This is a genomic window from Methylobacterium sp. Leaf100 (assembly GCF_001422845.1).
Lineage (GTDB): Bacteria > Pseudomonadota > Alphaproteobacteria > Rhizobiales > Beijerinckiaceae > Methylobacterium.
In genome coordinates, this window is the sequence record NZ_LMMW01000045.1 from 177,137 (window position 1) to 191,688 (window position 14,552).

At 70.3% G+C, this 14,552-nt stretch carries 16 protein-coding genes; 7 read left to right on the top strand and 9 right to left on the bottom strand.

What is annotated here, in order from left to right; all coding sequences use genetic code 11:
- Positions 1-78: 78 nt before the first annotated feature.
- The gene (locus ASF25_RS16870; RefSeq protein WP_056306023.1) at positions 79-1,128 is read left to right on the top strand and encodes a GSCFA domain-containing protein; all 1,050 of its coding nucleotides are present in this window, start codon (positions 79-81) and stop codon (positions 1,126-1,128) included.
- Between the two features lie 13 nt (positions 1,129-1,141).
- Here ASF25_RS16870 and hemC read toward each other — a convergent pair whose 3' ends face one another.
- Positions 1,142-2,077 carry a hydroxymethylbilane synthase gene (hemC, locus tag ASF25_RS16875; protein ID WP_082502853.1) on the bottom strand — a complete coding sequence of 312 codons (936 nt, stop codon included), beginning with the start codon at positions 2,075-2,077 and terminating at the stop codon, positions 1,142-1,144.
- 249 nt (positions 2,078-2,326) lie between these two features.
- On the opposite strand from hemC, the gene ASF25_RS16880 reads away from it, so the two are divergent.
- Together ASF25_RS16880 and ASF25_RS16885 are read left to right on the top strand one after the other, a co-directional pair.
- Positions 2,327-2,653: a hypothetical protein gene (locus ASF25_RS16880; RefSeq protein ID WP_156369047.1), complete on the top strand. Its 327-nt coding sequence runs from the start codon at positions 2,327-2,329 to the stop codon at positions 2,651-2,653.
- Positions 2,654-2,800: 147 nt separating this feature from the next.
- Positions 2,801-3,169, top strand: a complete 369-nt coding sequence (locus ASF25_RS16885; RefSeq protein WP_156369048.1) for a hypothetical protein — start codon at positions 2,801-2,803, stop codon at positions 3,167-3,169.
- 23 nt (positions 3,170-3,192) lie between these two features.
- Here the strand turns inward: ASF25_RS16885 and ASF25_RS16890 are convergent, their stop codons facing one another.
- Both ASF25_RS16890 and ASF25_RS16895 read right to left on the bottom strand, forming a co-directional pair.
- Complete coding sequence (locus tag ASF25_RS16890; RefSeq protein ID WP_056173271.1) at positions 3,193-3,492, bottom strand: antibiotic biosynthesis monooxygenase family protein; 300 nt, start codon at positions 3,490-3,492, stop codon at positions 3,193-3,195.
- Positions 3,493-3,517: 25 nt separating this feature from the next.
- A complete protein-coding gene (locus ASF25_RS16895) occupies positions 3,518-4,384 on the bottom strand; it encodes a Kdo hydroxylase family protein (RefSeq protein ID WP_056306029.1) in 867 nt (288 codons plus the stop codon).
- A gap of 239 nt (positions 4,385-4,623) precedes the next feature.
- Between ASF25_RS16895 and ASF25_RS16900 the strand changes: the two genes are divergently transcribed.
- Entirely contained in the window at positions 4,624-5,070 is a 447-nt protein-coding gene (locus ASF25_RS16900; protein ID WP_056173263.1) for a hypothetical protein, read from the top strand.
- A 90-nt stretch (positions 5,071-5,160) separates the two neighbouring features.
- Positions 5,161-5,460: a hypothetical protein gene (locus ASF25_RS16905; protein ID WP_056173260.1), complete on the top strand. Its 300-nt coding sequence runs from the start codon at positions 5,161-5,163 to the stop codon at positions 5,458-5,460.
- 69 nt (positions 5,461-5,529) lie between these two features.
- On the opposite strand, the gene ASF25_RS16910 is transcribed toward ASF25_RS16905, so the two are convergent.
- On the bottom strand, positions 5,530-6,003 hold the full coding sequence (locus ASF25_RS16910; RefSeq protein WP_056261015.1) for an Hsp20 family protein: 474 nt from the start codon (positions 6,001-6,003) through the stop codon (positions 5,530-5,532).
- A 242-nt stretch (positions 6,004-6,245) separates the two neighbouring features.
- On the opposite strand from ASF25_RS16910, the gene ASF25_RS16915 reads away from it, so the two are divergent.
- Positions 6,246-7,229, top strand: coding sequence for an alpha/beta hydrolase (locus tag ASF25_RS16915; protein ID WP_056306030.1), 984 nt, complete (start codon positions 6,246-6,248; stop codon positions 7,227-7,229).
- Between the two features lie 108 nt (positions 7,230-7,337).
- On the opposite strand, the gene hisN is transcribed toward ASF25_RS16915, so the two are convergent.
- The 3 genes from hisN to ASF25_RS16930 form a co-directional block, all read right to left on the bottom strand.
- Entirely contained in the window at positions 7,338-8,123 is a 786-nt protein-coding gene (gene hisN / locus ASF25_RS16920; protein WP_056261018.1) for a histidinol-phosphatase, read from the bottom strand.
- A 103-nt stretch (positions 8,124-8,226) separates the two neighbouring features.
- Positions 8,227-10,170, bottom strand: a complete 1,944-nt coding sequence (locus ASF25_RS16925) for an AI-2E family transporter (protein ID WP_056306032.1) — start codon at positions 10,168-10,170, stop codon at positions 8,227-8,229.
- A 116-nt stretch (positions 10,171-10,286) separates the two neighbouring features.
- Entirely contained in the window at positions 10,287-11,045 is a 759-nt protein-coding gene (locus ASF25_RS16930; RefSeq protein WP_056306034.1) for a 5-oxoprolinase subunit PxpA, read from the bottom strand.
- Between the two features lie 249 nt (positions 11,046-11,294).
- Here ASF25_RS16930 and ASF25_RS23925 point away from each other — a divergent pair, with 249 nt between their 5' ends.
- Positions 11,295-12,374 carry a methyl-accepting chemotaxis protein gene (locus ASF25_RS23925; RefSeq protein WP_082502855.1) on the top strand — a complete coding sequence of 360 codons (1,080 nt, stop codon included), beginning with the start codon at positions 11,295-11,297 and terminating at the stop codon, positions 12,372-12,374.
- Between the two features lie 7 nt (positions 12,375-12,381).
- Here the strand turns inward: ASF25_RS23925 and ASF25_RS16940 are convergent, their stop codons facing one another.
- Positions 12,382-13,674, bottom strand: a complete 1,293-nt coding sequence (locus ASF25_RS16940) for a nicotinate phosphoribosyltransferase (protein WP_056173236.1) — start codon at positions 13,672-13,674, stop codon at positions 12,382-12,384.
- A gap of 158 nt (positions 13,675-13,832) precedes the next feature.
- Positions 13,833-14,336, bottom strand: coding sequence for a pyridoxamine 5'-phosphate oxidase family protein (locus tag ASF25_RS16945; RefSeq protein WP_056173233.1), 504 nt, complete (start codon positions 14,334-14,336; stop codon positions 13,833-13,835).
- Positions 14,337-14,552: the final 216 nt, after the last annotated feature.

Genomic DNA, 14,552 nt, shown 5'->3' on the forward strand with positions numbered 1-14,552 from the left:
CGCGTCAGGGTCTCGACCCGTGCGACGGCCCGGTGCGGCCAGCCTGTGAGCGAACGGATGAGAGGTGCCGCCGTGGTGATGAACCCTTACGCCGATCTACCGGCCGAGCGATTCTGGCGCAAGGCCGTGGTCGGGGTGCCGCCCTTCGCCCTGGCGCCGGGGCCCAGCGGGGTGTTTCTCATCCCGCCGGGGGCCCGGGTCGCCACCGCGGGAAGCTGCTTCGCGCAGCACGTGGCGCGGGCGCTCACGGAGGCCGGCTTGGGCCGCTACCTCGCCGAGCCGGCGCCCCCCGGCCTGTCCGAGGCGGAGGCGGAGGCGCGCCAGTACGGCACCTATTGCGCCCGCACCGGCAACGTCTACACCGCGCGCCAACTGCTCCAGCTCTTCGACCGGGCCTACGGCACCTATCGCCCCGAACTGACCGCGTGGACCCGGCCGGACGGACGCCTCGTCGATCCGTTCCGCCCCGCCGTCGAGCCCGATGGCTTCGCGGACGAAGTGGCCCTCCTGGCGTCGCGCGAAACGCACCTCGCGGCCGTGCGAACCATGTTCGCGGACCTCGACGTGTTCGTGTTCACCCTCGGGCTGACGGAGGGCTGGGAGCATCGCGCCGACGGGGCGGCCCTGCCCGTGGCGCCGGGCGTGATCGGCGACGCCTTCGATCCGGCGCGCTACGCCTTCGTCAACGCCCGTGCGGGCGCCGTGCGGGACGACATGCTGGCGTTCCTCGACCGGCTGTTCGCGGTGAATCCGGGCGCCCGGGTGATCCTCACGGTCTCGCCGGTGCCGCTCATCGCGTCCTACGCCGACCGGCACGTGCTCGTGTCCAACGCCTACAGCAAGGCGGCCCTGCGAGTGGCGGCGGAGGAGGTGGTCGAGGCCGAGCCGCGCGCGGTGTACTTTCCCGCCTACGAGATCGTCACCAGCACGGCCAATGCCGGCCGGTACTACGCCGAGGATTTGCGCTCGGTGACGCCCGAGGCCGTCGCCCACGTCATGCGGGTGTTCCTCGGCGCCTTCACGGATGCGGCGCCCGTGGCCCGGGTGCCCCACCCGCTCGGCCTCGAATACGCCCGCGCGGCCGGCGTGATCTGCGACGAGGAAGCCATCGAACGCAGCCTCGCCTGAGGCCGTCCGGCCCCTACTGCAGGTGCTTGAAATAGGTGTCGCCGGCCGCGCGCTTCAGTTCGGCGCCGGCCTCGGCGCCGATACGGGCGGCATCGGCGACGGAGCCCGCGCGCTGGACCGCCCAGTGCGCGCTGCCGTCGGGCAGGAACAGCAGGCCGTCGAGGGACAGGCTGTCGCCGTCGATGCGGGCCAGCGCCGCGATGGGGGTGCGGCACGAGCCGTCGAGTTCGGCGAGCAGGCCGCGCTCGGCGGCGAGTTCGGCCGTCGCCCGTGCGCTGACGAGGGGGGCGAGGAGGGCCCGCACGTCGGAATCATCCGCGCGGCACTCGATGCCGAGCGCGCCCTGCGCCACCGCCGGCAGCATCTCCTCGACGGCGAGCACGGAGCGGGCCATGTCGGCCATGCCGAGGCGCTCCAGCCCGCACAGGGCCAGGAGGGTGGCGTCGCAAGTGCCCTCCTCCAGCTTGCGCATCCGGGTGTTGGCGTTGCCGCGCAGGGGGACGATGCGGAGATCCGGCCGCCGCATGAGCACCTGGGCGGCCCGGCGCAGGGACGAGGTGCCGACGCGGGCGCCGGACGGCAGGTCGGCGAAGCCGGATGCGCGCGGCGACAGGAACGCGTCGCGCGGGTCGTCGCGCTCGAGGATGCAGGCGATCACGAGCCCTTCGGGCAGCCAGGTCTCCACATCCTTCATGGAATGCACGGCGACGTCGACCACGTCGGCGAACAGCGCCTGTTCGAGTTCCTTGGTGAACAGCCCCTTGCCGCCGATCTCCGAGAGCGGCCGGTCCAGGATGCGATCGGCCACGGTGTTGACCACCACGATCTCGGTCTCGAGCCCCGGATTGGCGGCCACGATCTTGTCCCGCACCATCCCGGTCTGAGCGAGGGCCATCGGGCTGCCGCGCGTGCCGATGCGGAGGGGGCGCTGGGTCTTGGGCGAAGTCATCGGCGCGGATCGCTCCGGGTGGGTGTCCTGACACCGTGGTACGCAGTCCGCACGGCCCTGTCACCGGGCATCCGGGGGCCGCACGGCGCATGCGAAGCGGGTTTCGCACAAGCGGCCCCGGTTCCGCCTCGAACCCCGCTGAGGCGCGCGTGAGCAGGTCCACTCGCGACGAGTCGATCGGTTGCGTTATCGCAAACTTAGCGATTCATGACGCCTCCTGGTTGCAAAGCTTGGCGGGGATGCGGCCGGATGAGAGTGAGCAAGCTGGAGCGCTACTATCAGGCCGAGTTCGGCCCGCGCGACGATCCCGGCGCGCCGGAGCCGGCGCCCGTGCGATCCCGCACGCCCGAGCGGATGCGCGGTCGCCGCCGCGGGCCCGGCCCGGTCAAGCTCGTGCTGCTCCTCGGCGGGGTCGGCTTCCTCGGGGCGTCCCTGCTGATGCCCTGCGGCTCCGGCGCCGGGCCGGGTTTCCTGCCGCAGGGCCTCGTCGCCGCCGTCTGCGCCCGCCAGGCGGTCATGGGCCACATCCGCGGACTGGACGATCGTTTCCGCTCCATCGCCGGCGCCCTGCGCTAGGGCTGCGCCCGACCACATTGGGTCGGGACACATGGTTAGGTCTTTGTTTTGCTGCGTTTTTTTCTACCGAGCCGGTATCGGATCCGGCGGTAAGCGCTCCTGGGCCGTTCCGGCCGCTTGCCCGAATTCCATCGCGAGATCCCGGCCATGACACCCACGTCCGACGCCTCACGCCCACCCGGGCTCGCCGACCCGGCCCCGTTGCGACGCACCGACCGCGACGGAGCCGCGGCCTTCGCCGTGGAGCGCCGGCGCCTGCGGGAGGCGCACGCGACGGAGCCGAAACGGGGCGGGATCGGCTGGAAGTTCGGCCTCGCCGTTGATCTCGCCCTGCTGTCCCTGCCGATTCCGGCGGTGATCGTGGTGCCCCCGCTCCTCGAATGCCGGCACCGGTCGGTCCATGTCGGCTTCTTCGCGGGCGATTCGTTCGAGGCCTGCGCCAGGCGCCGGATCGCCGCCCGCTGGAACCACCTCGATGCGCGCATCAAGATGATCGTCCGCAACTCCGGGCAGTGAGGTCTCGCGTCAGCGGTCTCGCGTCAGAAGGCCTGAAGCGTCAGTTCCGTGTGCTCAACGCTCGGCGGCGCCTCGAAGAACGGCGAGACCATGGCGCGGTAATCCTGCCAGGCCTGGGAGCCGGTGAAATCCTTGGTGTGGTTCTCCAGGGTGTCCCACTCGATGAGGAGGCGATAGCGCTGCGGCTTCTCGATGGAGCGGCGCACGGCGAAGCTGCGGCAGCCCTTGGCGTCGCGAAAAATCTCGGCGGCCCGGGCGATGCCGGCCTCGAAGTCGGATTCCGTGCCGGGCTTGAGGTCGATCTGCGCGATTTCGAGGATCATGGCGGGTCCTTTGTTCGGGGAGGGGTCAGCGCAGGGGGCGGCCGAGGGTGCGGGCGAGGATGCGCTGCGGGCTGCGCTCGGGGTCGGCCTGGTCGGCGACCCGGAGGTAGGCGGTCTGTTCCAGCATGTAGCGGCCGCCCATTGCGCCGTGCATCACCAGGTCGGAGAACGTCACCCAGGTCTGGCCCGGCGCGAAGCGCACGTCGGCCTGCGGGGCATCGGCCTGATAGGCCATGTCCTGCTTCAAAGCGTCGTGCAGATGCAGCATCAGGTGGTCGTATTCCGAGCGCCGCGCCTTGGTGATCTTCAGAGCCGCGAGCAGCCGCGCCGAGAGCGGCGAATAACCCGGAAGCTTCGGCGCGAACTTCTGGGCCATCGAGGCGAAGTCTTCGCCCACCCGCCACAGGCGCGGCTGACCTTCGGGGTTGATGTTGCGGAAGATCCGAAGAATGCGCTTCTCGCCGATGGGGTTCGACGGGAACGCGTCGACGTGCAGGCGGGTGTCGTCGCGCCGCCAGCTCAGCTTGCGCTGGTCCACCTCGAACGGGCGGTAGGAGGTGCCGGCCAGGGCGATCTTGCCCGCATAGGTCGGGAGATACCGGGCGATGAGGGCGTCCGCGAAGTCGCGGTAGCGGATGAGAAGCTGGCGCAGTGCCTCCTGTTCCTCAGGGGTGCCGGCCGCGCCCCGCAGGCTCGCGGCCTCGCCCCGGATGTTCACGTTCTTCGCCTTGCCGTTGGCGAAGGGCCGTTCGACGAAGCGCTCCTCGAACGGGCTGAACGGAAAGTCGAGATCGGGGAACATCAGGACCGCCCCGCCCTCCAGGGCATCGACCAGGGATGGCGCACCGGGGGCCGAACCTTCTCGGGAGACGGAAACGATCGGGCTGATCATCGCGGGCGGCGTCCTGGGTTTCCGGCGGGTGGAGACGGGGTTTATCCGAAGGTGACGCCCGAGACCAACCCAGCCGTCGGGCGCGCGAATACCGGTGGATGACGGCTCTGGCCGGTTGTCAGGGTGCGGCGGGAGGCTCAACCATGCGGTTCCCGTTGCGCGCAACTTCACGGCGCGCGGCACGTTTGTATGGCGGTCCGAGATCCGAGCGCGGATCCGGCACCGGCAAGGAAGCCAGCATGGCGACGTTGAAGGAATTCGAGGAGTCGCTGCGCGAGCACGGGATGCTCATGGCGCTCGCCCTGCTGGAGCGCCTGCGCGAGCGTGACCGCGCCACCCGCACCATCAAGCCGGCGCGCCGCCTCACGGGGCAGAAGATGACGCCCGAACTCGCCCGCGCCATCCTCGACCTTCACGCCTCCACGGGCATGACCCAACAGGAGATCGCCTTCAAGGTCGGGGTCAACCAGGGCCGGGTCAACGAGGTGATCAAGCGCGGCAAGTGGCTCGATGACGATCCGAACGCCCCAGAGGCCATCGCCCGCGATAAGGCCAAGGCCCGCCTGCGGGCCGAGCCCGTGGCGAAACGTCCGCCAGTCAAGCGCAGCGTGAAGCCTGCCGCGCGGCCGGGGGCCCCGGCGCGGCGTCCGAGCCCCCAGGGCCAGCTCATCTTCGGGGATCTCTAGGACGGCGCGGTGTCCCGCCGCAGGATCACGGGGCACGGCGAAGCGTTTTCCCATGTGCCGTGGACGGGTCCACGGCTTGAGGGATCGATCATGACGCGCATACTTCTCGCGCTGATCTGCGTCGGCGCGGTCAGCCCGGCTTTCGCACAGCGGCCGTCCACTACCACCATGAGCTGCGCCCAGGCGAAAGGCATCGTCGGGCGGGAGGGCGGCATCGTCCTTGGCACCGGCGGCCCGACCTACGACCGCTTCGTCCGAGACCGCAGCTTCTGCGAGATCACCGAGATCACGATTCCGGCTTTCGTCCCTGCGGGCGACACGCCGCGCTGTTTCGTCGGCTATCGCTGCAAGGAGCCGGGCCGCGGCGACCGCTTCGACGACGAATCCTGACGGTTCGAAATGAAAGCGCCCCGGCCTTTCGGCCGGGGCGCCCCGCTGGTGTTGAGAGCGGAGCGGCGTTTACGCCGCCTGCTGTACCGAACCCTCGATGGTCGGGGTCGCGGACGCGCGACCCGTGGCGATCTGGATCTGGCGCGGCTTCTTCGCCTCCGGGATCTCGCGGACGAGATCGATGTGGAGGAGGCCGTTCTCCAGCACCGCACCCGTCACCTGGACGTAGTCGGCGAGCTGGAAGCGGCGCTCGAAGGCGCGCGCGGCGATGCCCTGGTGCAGGAACGTCACCGGCTTGTCGGGATCGGTCGCACGCTCGCCCTTCAGCGTCAGCGCGTTCTCCTTGACCTCGATGGCGAGATCGGAGTCCGTGAACCCTGCGACCGCCACCGTGATCCGGTAGGCGTTCTCGCCGGTGCGCTCGATGTTGTAGGGCGGATAGGTCGGGGCCGGATCGGCGGCGACGTACTGGTCGAGGGCCGAGAACAGGCGGTCGAAGCCGACGGTGGAGCGATAGAGGGGAGCAAGATCGAACTGGCGCATGACATATTCTCCATAAGAAGCAACATGCTTAGATCGGGTCCGCCCGAGGGCCGGACCTGTCGCACCGCCGTAACGGCCGGTGCCTCCGTGATATTGGCGGAGTCGTTTGTCTTCGCAAGAGCCTGAAACCCGCGCGTCGCGGTGTTTTTCGCAATTTTTTCGATGTGGTGACAGGCCGGAAGGGATGGCATGGCACAAGAGGCGCACCGGTGGGGTAAGGCCTGCCGCACGAGGATCGGCCGATGCTGACGCTGGGTTCCACACCCGACAATCCTGTCCCGCCCGGCGGCGCCCTGAAGGCGGTCCGCACCGAGGACGGCGTCGAGCTGCGGGTCGCGCATTGGCGCCCCACCACCCGTCTCGTGAAGGGCACCGTTTGCCTGCTGCAGGGCCGGGCCGAGTTCATCGAGAAATACTACGAGACGGTCGGTGATCTGCGCGGACGCGGCTTCGCCGTCGTGGCGTTCGACTGGCGCGGCCAGGGCGAATCGCAGCGCCAGGTCGCCGACGCGCACAAGGGCCACGTCGCCCGGTTCGACGATTATCGACGCGACCTCAAGGCCGTCGAGGAGGCGGTCCTGCGGCCCCTGATGCCGCATCCGCATATCGGTCTCGCGCATTCCATGGGCGGCGCCGTGGCCTTTACCGGGGCCTACGAGGGCTGGCTGCCGTTCAGCCGGATCGTCACCGTGGCGCCGATGCTCGCCCTGCGCATGGTGCGCTGGCCGGCCGGCGCCTCGGCGCTCGCGCGCATCCTCCACCGCCTCGGCCTCGGCCGGCGCTACATCCCGTTCGGAACGCCGACCTCTATCGCCACGAAGCCGTTCGCCCGCAACCGCCTCTCGAGCGACCCGGTGCGCTATGCCCGCAACGCCGCGGCGGCGCGGGCCGTCGGGGCCGGGGCCGTGGGCGATCCGACCATCGCGTGGCTCGCGGGCGCCTTCCGCACCATGCGGCGCCTGCGCGACCGTCGGGTGGCCGCATCCATCGCGATCCCGGCCCTCGTCGTCGGCGCGGGGGCGGACCCTGTCTGCGAGACGCGGGCGACGGAGCGGTTCGCCCGGTTGGTGCGCGGGGCGCACATCCTGGTCCTGCCCGGCGCCCGCCACGAGATCCTGTCGGAAACCGACGCGATCCGGGACGATTTCTGGGCGGCGTTCGACGCGTTCGTGCCCGGCACCGTCGTCGAGCCGACCAGGACCGCCGGGGCCTACACCGATGCCTGAGACTGTTTCCGGATGATCCATTCGGAGACAGTCTCAGGCAGCCCGCGCGGCGCCTGAGCGAAGCTCAAATCCGCATCGCGAAGCGATCAGCCGGATTTGATATGAGCCCTACGGGTTGAGGAGACGAAGGGCCTCGGCGTGCAGTGCCCGGTCGCCGGCGGCGACGATGCGGCCGCCGGCGGCGGCCGGGCCGCCGTCCCAGGCGGTGATGACGCCGCCCGCTCCCTCGACGATGGGGATGAGGGCGACGATGTCGTAGGGCTTGAGCCCGGCTTCCACCACGAGATCGACCTGGCCCGCCGCCAGCATGCAATAGGCGTAGCAATCCGTGCCGTAGCGCGACATCCGCACGGCCGCCTCGATGGCTGTGAAGCCGTCGCGCTCGGGGCCGTCGGCGAACAGGCGCGGATCGGTGGTGGCCAGCAGCGCGTGCTTCAGGACCGTGCCGCGCCGGGCGCGCAGGATCCGCTCGCCCCGGGACGAGCGCATCCGCGCCGTGGCGCCGTCGCCGGAGAAGCGTTCCCCGAGGAACGGCTGGTGCATCAGGCCGCGGACCGGCACGCCGTGCCGGGTGAGGCCGATGAGGGTGCCCCAGGTCGGCAGGCCGGCGATGAACGCACGGGTGCCGTCGATGGGGTCGAGCACCCAGACGCATTCGGCGTCGAGGTTCTCCGAACCGAACTCCTCCCCCAGGATGCCGTGGGTCGGGAAGCTGCGGCGGATCAGGCCACGCAGGATCACCTCCGCCGCGCGGTCGGCCTCCGTCACGGGGTCGAAGGTCCCGCCATGGCCCTTGTCGTCCATGCCGAAGGCGGCGCGGAAGAACGGCAGGATCGCCTGCCCGGACTCGGTGGCGAGATCGTCCATGAACCGCGCGAGATCGACGACGCTCATCGAAACTTCCTGTCCGGGACCCTGACGGCAGCGAAGCGGACGCGACGCCTCGCCGTCAAGTACCGACGGACACGCGACCCGCGATCGGACGGGCGCCCGGCGCCTAGACGGGCACGGGCGCACCGACGGGATGTGCGGCCGGACGCTCCGCCGCCACGGGGTCCGGGGTGGCCGGATCGGCGGCGGCCACGATGGCGTCGATGGCGCCGCGCAGGGAGGTGACGTGCATGTCCGCCGGGATCGCCCGGCGCTGGGCCGCCTCGTCGAGACCGTTCTCGTCCGCCTGCCACAGGCCGACGACCAGGCGGGCCCGGGGCAGCTTGCGCCGCAGGCGTTCGGCCAGCCGCCGGAGGTGGGTCGGCTCGCCGCTGATCGCCGTCGAGACGATGCAGGCGAGGCGCGCCGGGCCTGGATCGAAGGTGTCGATCCGCGCCCGCGCCAGCTCGGCGAACGGCACCGTGCGGGCGCCGATCCCGCGCGTCTGCAGGAGCTGGGCCAGGATCGCGCAGGCGGATTCGTCGACGAAGCTGCGCCCCGACACGCACAGGACGGTTCCGGGTTCGGCCCAGGCCGCGGTGATGCCGGTCCGCGCCTCCTCGGCGTCAGGAGGCTCGGCCCCCTCGTCCTCGCGCTCCGCGAGATCCTCCACGAGGCCGGCCAGACTCTGGCGGATGTCGGCTTTCTGCTCGGTGGTGAGCACGCCGCGCGCCGCGTCGCGGGCGGCGAGTTCGAGGCCCCGGATCACCACCTCGTCGTAATAGGCCGCGAGCGAGCAGGACTTGAGGATGAGTTCGGCGTGCTCCTGCACCTCGTCGGCATCGCCCGCGAGGATGCGCTGGTAGAAGTTCTCCACCGGCGTCAGGGCGGGCCGGTCGCCGAACAGCACGTCGAGGAATTCGAGCTTGTCGACGTGGCGCCCCAGCACCACGAGGCAGACGGTCAGCGGCGTCGACAGCAGCAGGCCGACGGGCCCCCACAGCCATGTCCAGAACAGGGCCGAGACGAGGACGGCGAACGGCGACATGCCGGTGGAGTGGCCGTACAGCATCGGCTCGATGAAGTGGCCGACGAGGGGCTCGAGGATCGCGAACAGGATCAGCGTCTCGACCACCATGGTCCAGCCCGGATCGACGGCCGCGGCCAGGGCCAGGGGAAACACCGCCGACAGCACGGCGCCGATATAGGGCACGAACCGCATCAGGGCCGAGAAGATGCCCCACAGCACCGGGCTCGGCACGCCGATGACGTAGAGGCCGACGCCGACCACGAGGCCGAACGAGGCGTTGAGGGCGAGCTGCACGAGGAAGTAGCGGCTGAGCCGCTTGGCGGCGTCGTCCATGGCGACGGTGGTGCGGTGCAGGTCGCTCGATCCGGCGAGGCGGATCATGCGGTCGCGCAGGTCCTCGCGTTGCATCAGCAGGAACAGCAGCACCACGAAGACGATGCCGATGGTGGCGAGGGGATGCAGGATCGGCGACAGCAGGGTGCCCGCCATGGTCAGCGCGTCGGGCGCGCGGTCCTTCACCTCGACGAGGATCGCCTTCTCGGGCGGCGGGGCGGCCGGGGCCGCGTCGGGCTTCGGTTCGGGTTTCGGCTCCGGCTTCGGGCCGTCCTGGTGCATGGTCCGGCCGATGCCGGCGACATACTCGGCCATGCGGCCGGCCGGGGTGTCCTTGAGGCCCTCGACCTTGCGCTCGATGGTGGTGCGGTAGCGCGGGACATCGCCGGCGATGTCGGCGAGCTGGACCCCGATGAGGGCGCCGAGGGCACCCACGACGCTCAGAGTCATCAGCACCGAGGCGGCCACCGACAGGAAGCGCCCGAGGTGCCAGCGCCGCAGCAGGTTCACCAGGGGGCCGAGGACGAAGGACAGCAGGATCGCGATGGCGATGGGAATCAGCACGTCGCGGCCGAGATAGAGGCCGGTGACGATGAGCGCGGCGACGATGAGGGGCGAGCTCATGGTCGGGGCCGGCGTCTCGGCGGCGGCGATCCGGGTCGGGCGCGGCGGAATCAGCGGGGGTTTCGTGGTGGGTCTCGTCGCCATGCCGGTTCCGTCTCGACGCTACGCCGGCCGCCCTCGGATCGGGCGCCGCGTCGGGGGAACGGTGCGGCGCCGCAAAACGATCCCTCCGCGGCACCCTCCGGATCGCGGCTCCGTGATCAGGTGACGAACGGCGCCAGGGTGAAGCCGGCCTCCTCCAGGGACCGGCGTACGGCGCCGGCGGTCGCCACCGCATGCGGATCATCGCCGTGGACGCAGACCGTGTCGATGGCGACGGGGATTCGGCGGCCGGACAGGGTGAGGAGCGCGCCCTCCTCCACCATGCGGCGGGTTCGCTCGGCCACCTCGACCGCGTCGGTGATGACGGCGCCGGCCTGGCTGCGGGGCGCGAGCTGCCCGTCCTCCGCATAGGCGCGGTCGGCGTAGATCTCGCGCACGACGGCCAAGCCCGCCGCCTCGGCCGCCCGTTCGGCTTCGAGGCCCGGCATCACCATCACGACGAGGCCGGGATCGACGCCGCGCACCGCCCGGACGATGGCTCGCGCGACGCCGGCTTCGGCGTTGGACAGGTTGGCGAGCGCCCCGTGCGCCTTCACGTGGGTGACGCGGTGGCCGGCGAGCGCGGCGCAGGCCTGCAGCGCACCGATCTGGTAGGCGACATCCGCTTCGATCTCGCCGGGCGTGGCGCGGATCACCCGCCGTCCGAAGCCGCGCAGGTCGTCGAAGCCCGGATGGGCGCCGAGCGCCACCCCGCGCGCCTTCGCGGCCCGGGCGGTGGCGACCATGATGGACGGATCGCCGGCGTGGAAGCCGCAGGCGACATTGGCCGAGGTGACGATGTCGAGGAGCGCGGCATCGTCGCCCAGGGTGTAGGCGCCGTAACCCTCGCCGAGATCCGCGTTGAGATCGATCCGCATGCAGGTCTCCGTTCGAGGGCTGCCCTGGAATGCTCGGGGCGACGCGGGGTTGCGGATGCCCGAACCCTCATTCGCATCGGCGCTCGCGAGACTCTGTCTTCGGGATTCTTCACGGAAGTATCGTCCCGTTCTATAAGACCTTCGGACGCCGAGAATACAAATACAAGTCGCCGCGAGCGGCGGATTTAACACGATCTTAGGCGTTTTCCCGCAACCTGACGCTGCGTGTCGAAGACCAGCGAGAGATGGATGTCGGGTTTGAGCCTCCTGCACGGAGCCGTGGCGTCCCCCTCCGGGACCGGGCTGCGCGGCGTCGCGGCGGAGATCGCGGAACTCAAGCGCATCTCGTCGGAGAAGAGCCGCCGCATCCAGGGCATCACCGGCCAGGTCAAGATCCTGGCCCTCAACGCCCTCATCGAGGCGGCGCGGGCGGGCGAGATGGGACGCGGGTTCGCCGTGGTCGCCCAGGAAGTCCGGGCCATCGGCGGCGAGGTCGAGGGCATCGCCCGGGCCCTCGAGGCCGAGCTGTCCGACCGGATCGCCGGGCTGCAGGCCCAGGTCGAGGATCTGTCGACCCGCACCCGCGACGACCGCCTCATTGATCTCGCCCTGAACGCCGTAGAACTCATCGACCGCAACCTCTACGAGCGCACCTGCGACGTGCGCTGGTGGGCCACCGATGCGGCCATGGTGGCGTGCGCCACTGCCCCGACGCCCGACAGGGTGGCGCACGCGACGGCGCGCCTCGGTGTGATCCTCGACGCCTACACGGTCTACCTCGACCTGTGGCTGTGCTCGCCGGAGGGCATCGTCCTTGCCCATGGCCGCCCGGAGCGGTTCCACGACGTGGTCGGCCGGGACGTCTCGGCCGAGCCGTGGTTCCGCGAGGCCGCCGGCCTGCGCGAATGTGACTCCTACGTCGCCGCCGATGTCGCGCGGCAGCCGCGTCTCGGCAACGCCCAGGTGGCGACCTACTGCGCCGGCATTCGGGCGGGCGGCGTGAGCGATGGGCGGCCCGTCGGCGTGCTGGCCATCCATTTCGACTGGGAGACGCAGGCGCGCGCCATCGTCGAGGGCGTGCGGGTGGCGCCGGAGGATCGGGGCCGGACCCGGGTGCTCCTCGTCGATGCCCGGTGCCGGGTGCTGGCGGCCTCCGACGGGCGCGGCGTCCTCGAAGAAGTCCTGCCCCTCCAGAAGGCGGCCCGTGCGAGCGGCGCGGACCGTGATCCGCGCTCGGGCGCCGTCACGGCGTTTCACCGGACGCCCGGCTACGAGACCTATGCTGGCCTCGGCTGGTACGGCGTCATCGTCCAGGGGGCGGAGCCGTGACCCCGGCTCATACGAGAACCGGCATCGCCGGCCCGTCCGCGACCGCGAACACTCGGCGATAGCGCGCGATCTGGTCCGCCGGCCCGATGGCCTTCGATGGGTTGTCGGAGATCTTCACCGTGGGCCGCCCATCCGCCGTGATGACCTTGCAGACGATGGAGATCGGATCGAGGCGCCCATCCGGCACGAGGCCGCGGAAGTCGTTGGTCAGCAGGGTGCCCCAGCCGTAGCCGATGCGCATCCGCCCGTGGAAATGCGCGTGGATGGCCTCGATGGTCTCGACGTCGAGGCCGTCGGAGAAGATCGCCAGCTTCTCGCGGGGGTCGCAGCCCCGCGACCGCCACCACGCGATGGCCTCCTCTCCGCCCGCGATGGGCTCCTTCGAATCGATGCGGATGCCCGTCCAGGCGTTCATCCATTCGGGGGCGTGCGCGAGGAAGCCGCTGGTGCCGTAGGTGTCCGGCAACATGACCAGGAGATTGCCGGCGTAATCCTGCTGCCAGTCCGCCAGCACGTCGTAGGGGGCCCGCGCCAGGGCCTCGTCGCCGTCGGCCAGCGCCGAATACACCATGGGCAGTTCGTGGGCGTTGGTGCCCACGGCCTCGACCTCGCGGCGAAGCGCGATGAGGCAGTTCGAGGTTCCGAGGAACCGGTCGCCGAGGCCGGCCCGCATGGCCTCGACGCACCAGTCCTGCCACAGGAAGCCGTGGCGGCGGCGCGTGCCGAAATCGGCGATGGACAGGTCCGGCAGGGCGCGGAGGCGCTCGATCTTCTCCCACACCCGGGTCATCGCCCGGGCGTAGAGCACCTGGAGTTCGAGCTTGCCCATGTGGCGTACGACGCCCCGGCTCCGCAGCTCGTTGAGGATGGAGAGGGCCGGTACCTCCCACATCGACGTTTCGATCCACGGGCCGTGGAAGGTAAGCACGTACTGCCCGTCGCGGGCCTCGAGTTCATATTCGGGCAGCCGGAACGTTTCGAGCCAGTCCATGAAGTCGGGGGCGAACATCTGGCGCTGGCCGTAGAAGGTGTTGCCGCGCAGCCAGGTCGATTCCCCCCGGCTCAGCGTGAGGGTGCGGGCGTGATCGAGCTGCTCGCGCAGTTCCCCGGCATCGACGAAGTCGGCGAGCCGCACGCTCTTCGACCGGTTCTGGATGCCGAAGGTGACCCGGGCGTCGCGACGGCGGCGGAAGATCGATTGCGCCATCAGCAGCTTGTAGAAATCGGTGTCGAGCAGCGACCGGACGATGGGATCGATCTGGAAGTTGTGGTTGTACACCCGCGTCGCGAGGTCGATCATGGTCGGGCACCGTCCGGCGCGGGACCGAGACGCCCGCTCAGCCGCGAAAGGCGCATAGGCCTCGCCTCCGAGTCAATCGGCCGACCGGATGCCGGAACGCGAAAGGGCGGCCCACCCTCCGGTAAGCCGCCCCTTCCAAAACGCGACGTGTGAGACGATCAGGCCAAATCGACCTTCTTGGTCTCGGTCTTGGGCGACTCGCCGGTCAACGCGGCCTTCACATAGCCGTAGATGTGCAGGGCGGTGGCGTTGGGGCTGTCCCAGTACTCGCCCTTCTCCGGGTGAACGCGGATCAGCGCGACCTCGGGATCGTCCTTGCCGTTGGGGAACCAGGTCTTCAGGCTCTCGGTCCACTTGTCGTCGATGACCTTCTGGTCGGTCACGATCTCGGCCTTGCCCGCCACGGACACGTAGGTCTGGCTCGACGGGTCGGAATAGGCGAGGTTGATCTGGTTGTCCTTGCTGATCTCGGCGGTCTTGGGCGAGTGCAGCTTGGAGAAGAACCACAGGTCGCCGTTCTCGTCCGCCTCCTGGCACCACATCGGGCGGCTGTAGAGCTTCCCGTCGGGGTCCGCGGTGGTCATCATCGCGACCTTGATGTCCTTGATGAGGGCGAAGAGCTTCTTGGCGCCCTCGTGATCGCGGTGGTTGCCCTGGTGCATGGGGTTGAAATCTCCGACTCGGTCTCGACGCATCCGGACGCCGCACCTCGAAGGGCGCCGGCGATCGGTTCGTGGGCACAACGGGCGAGCTTCGCTTTTGTTTCGGCCCTTCACCGTTTCGCCAAGCCTCGTTTCCGGCGGTCGTCCGCGTCCCGATTCGAGCCCGCGATTCACGGATTCGCGATAAAGGGCCGCGCGGCCCGGGGTTGCGCTCGC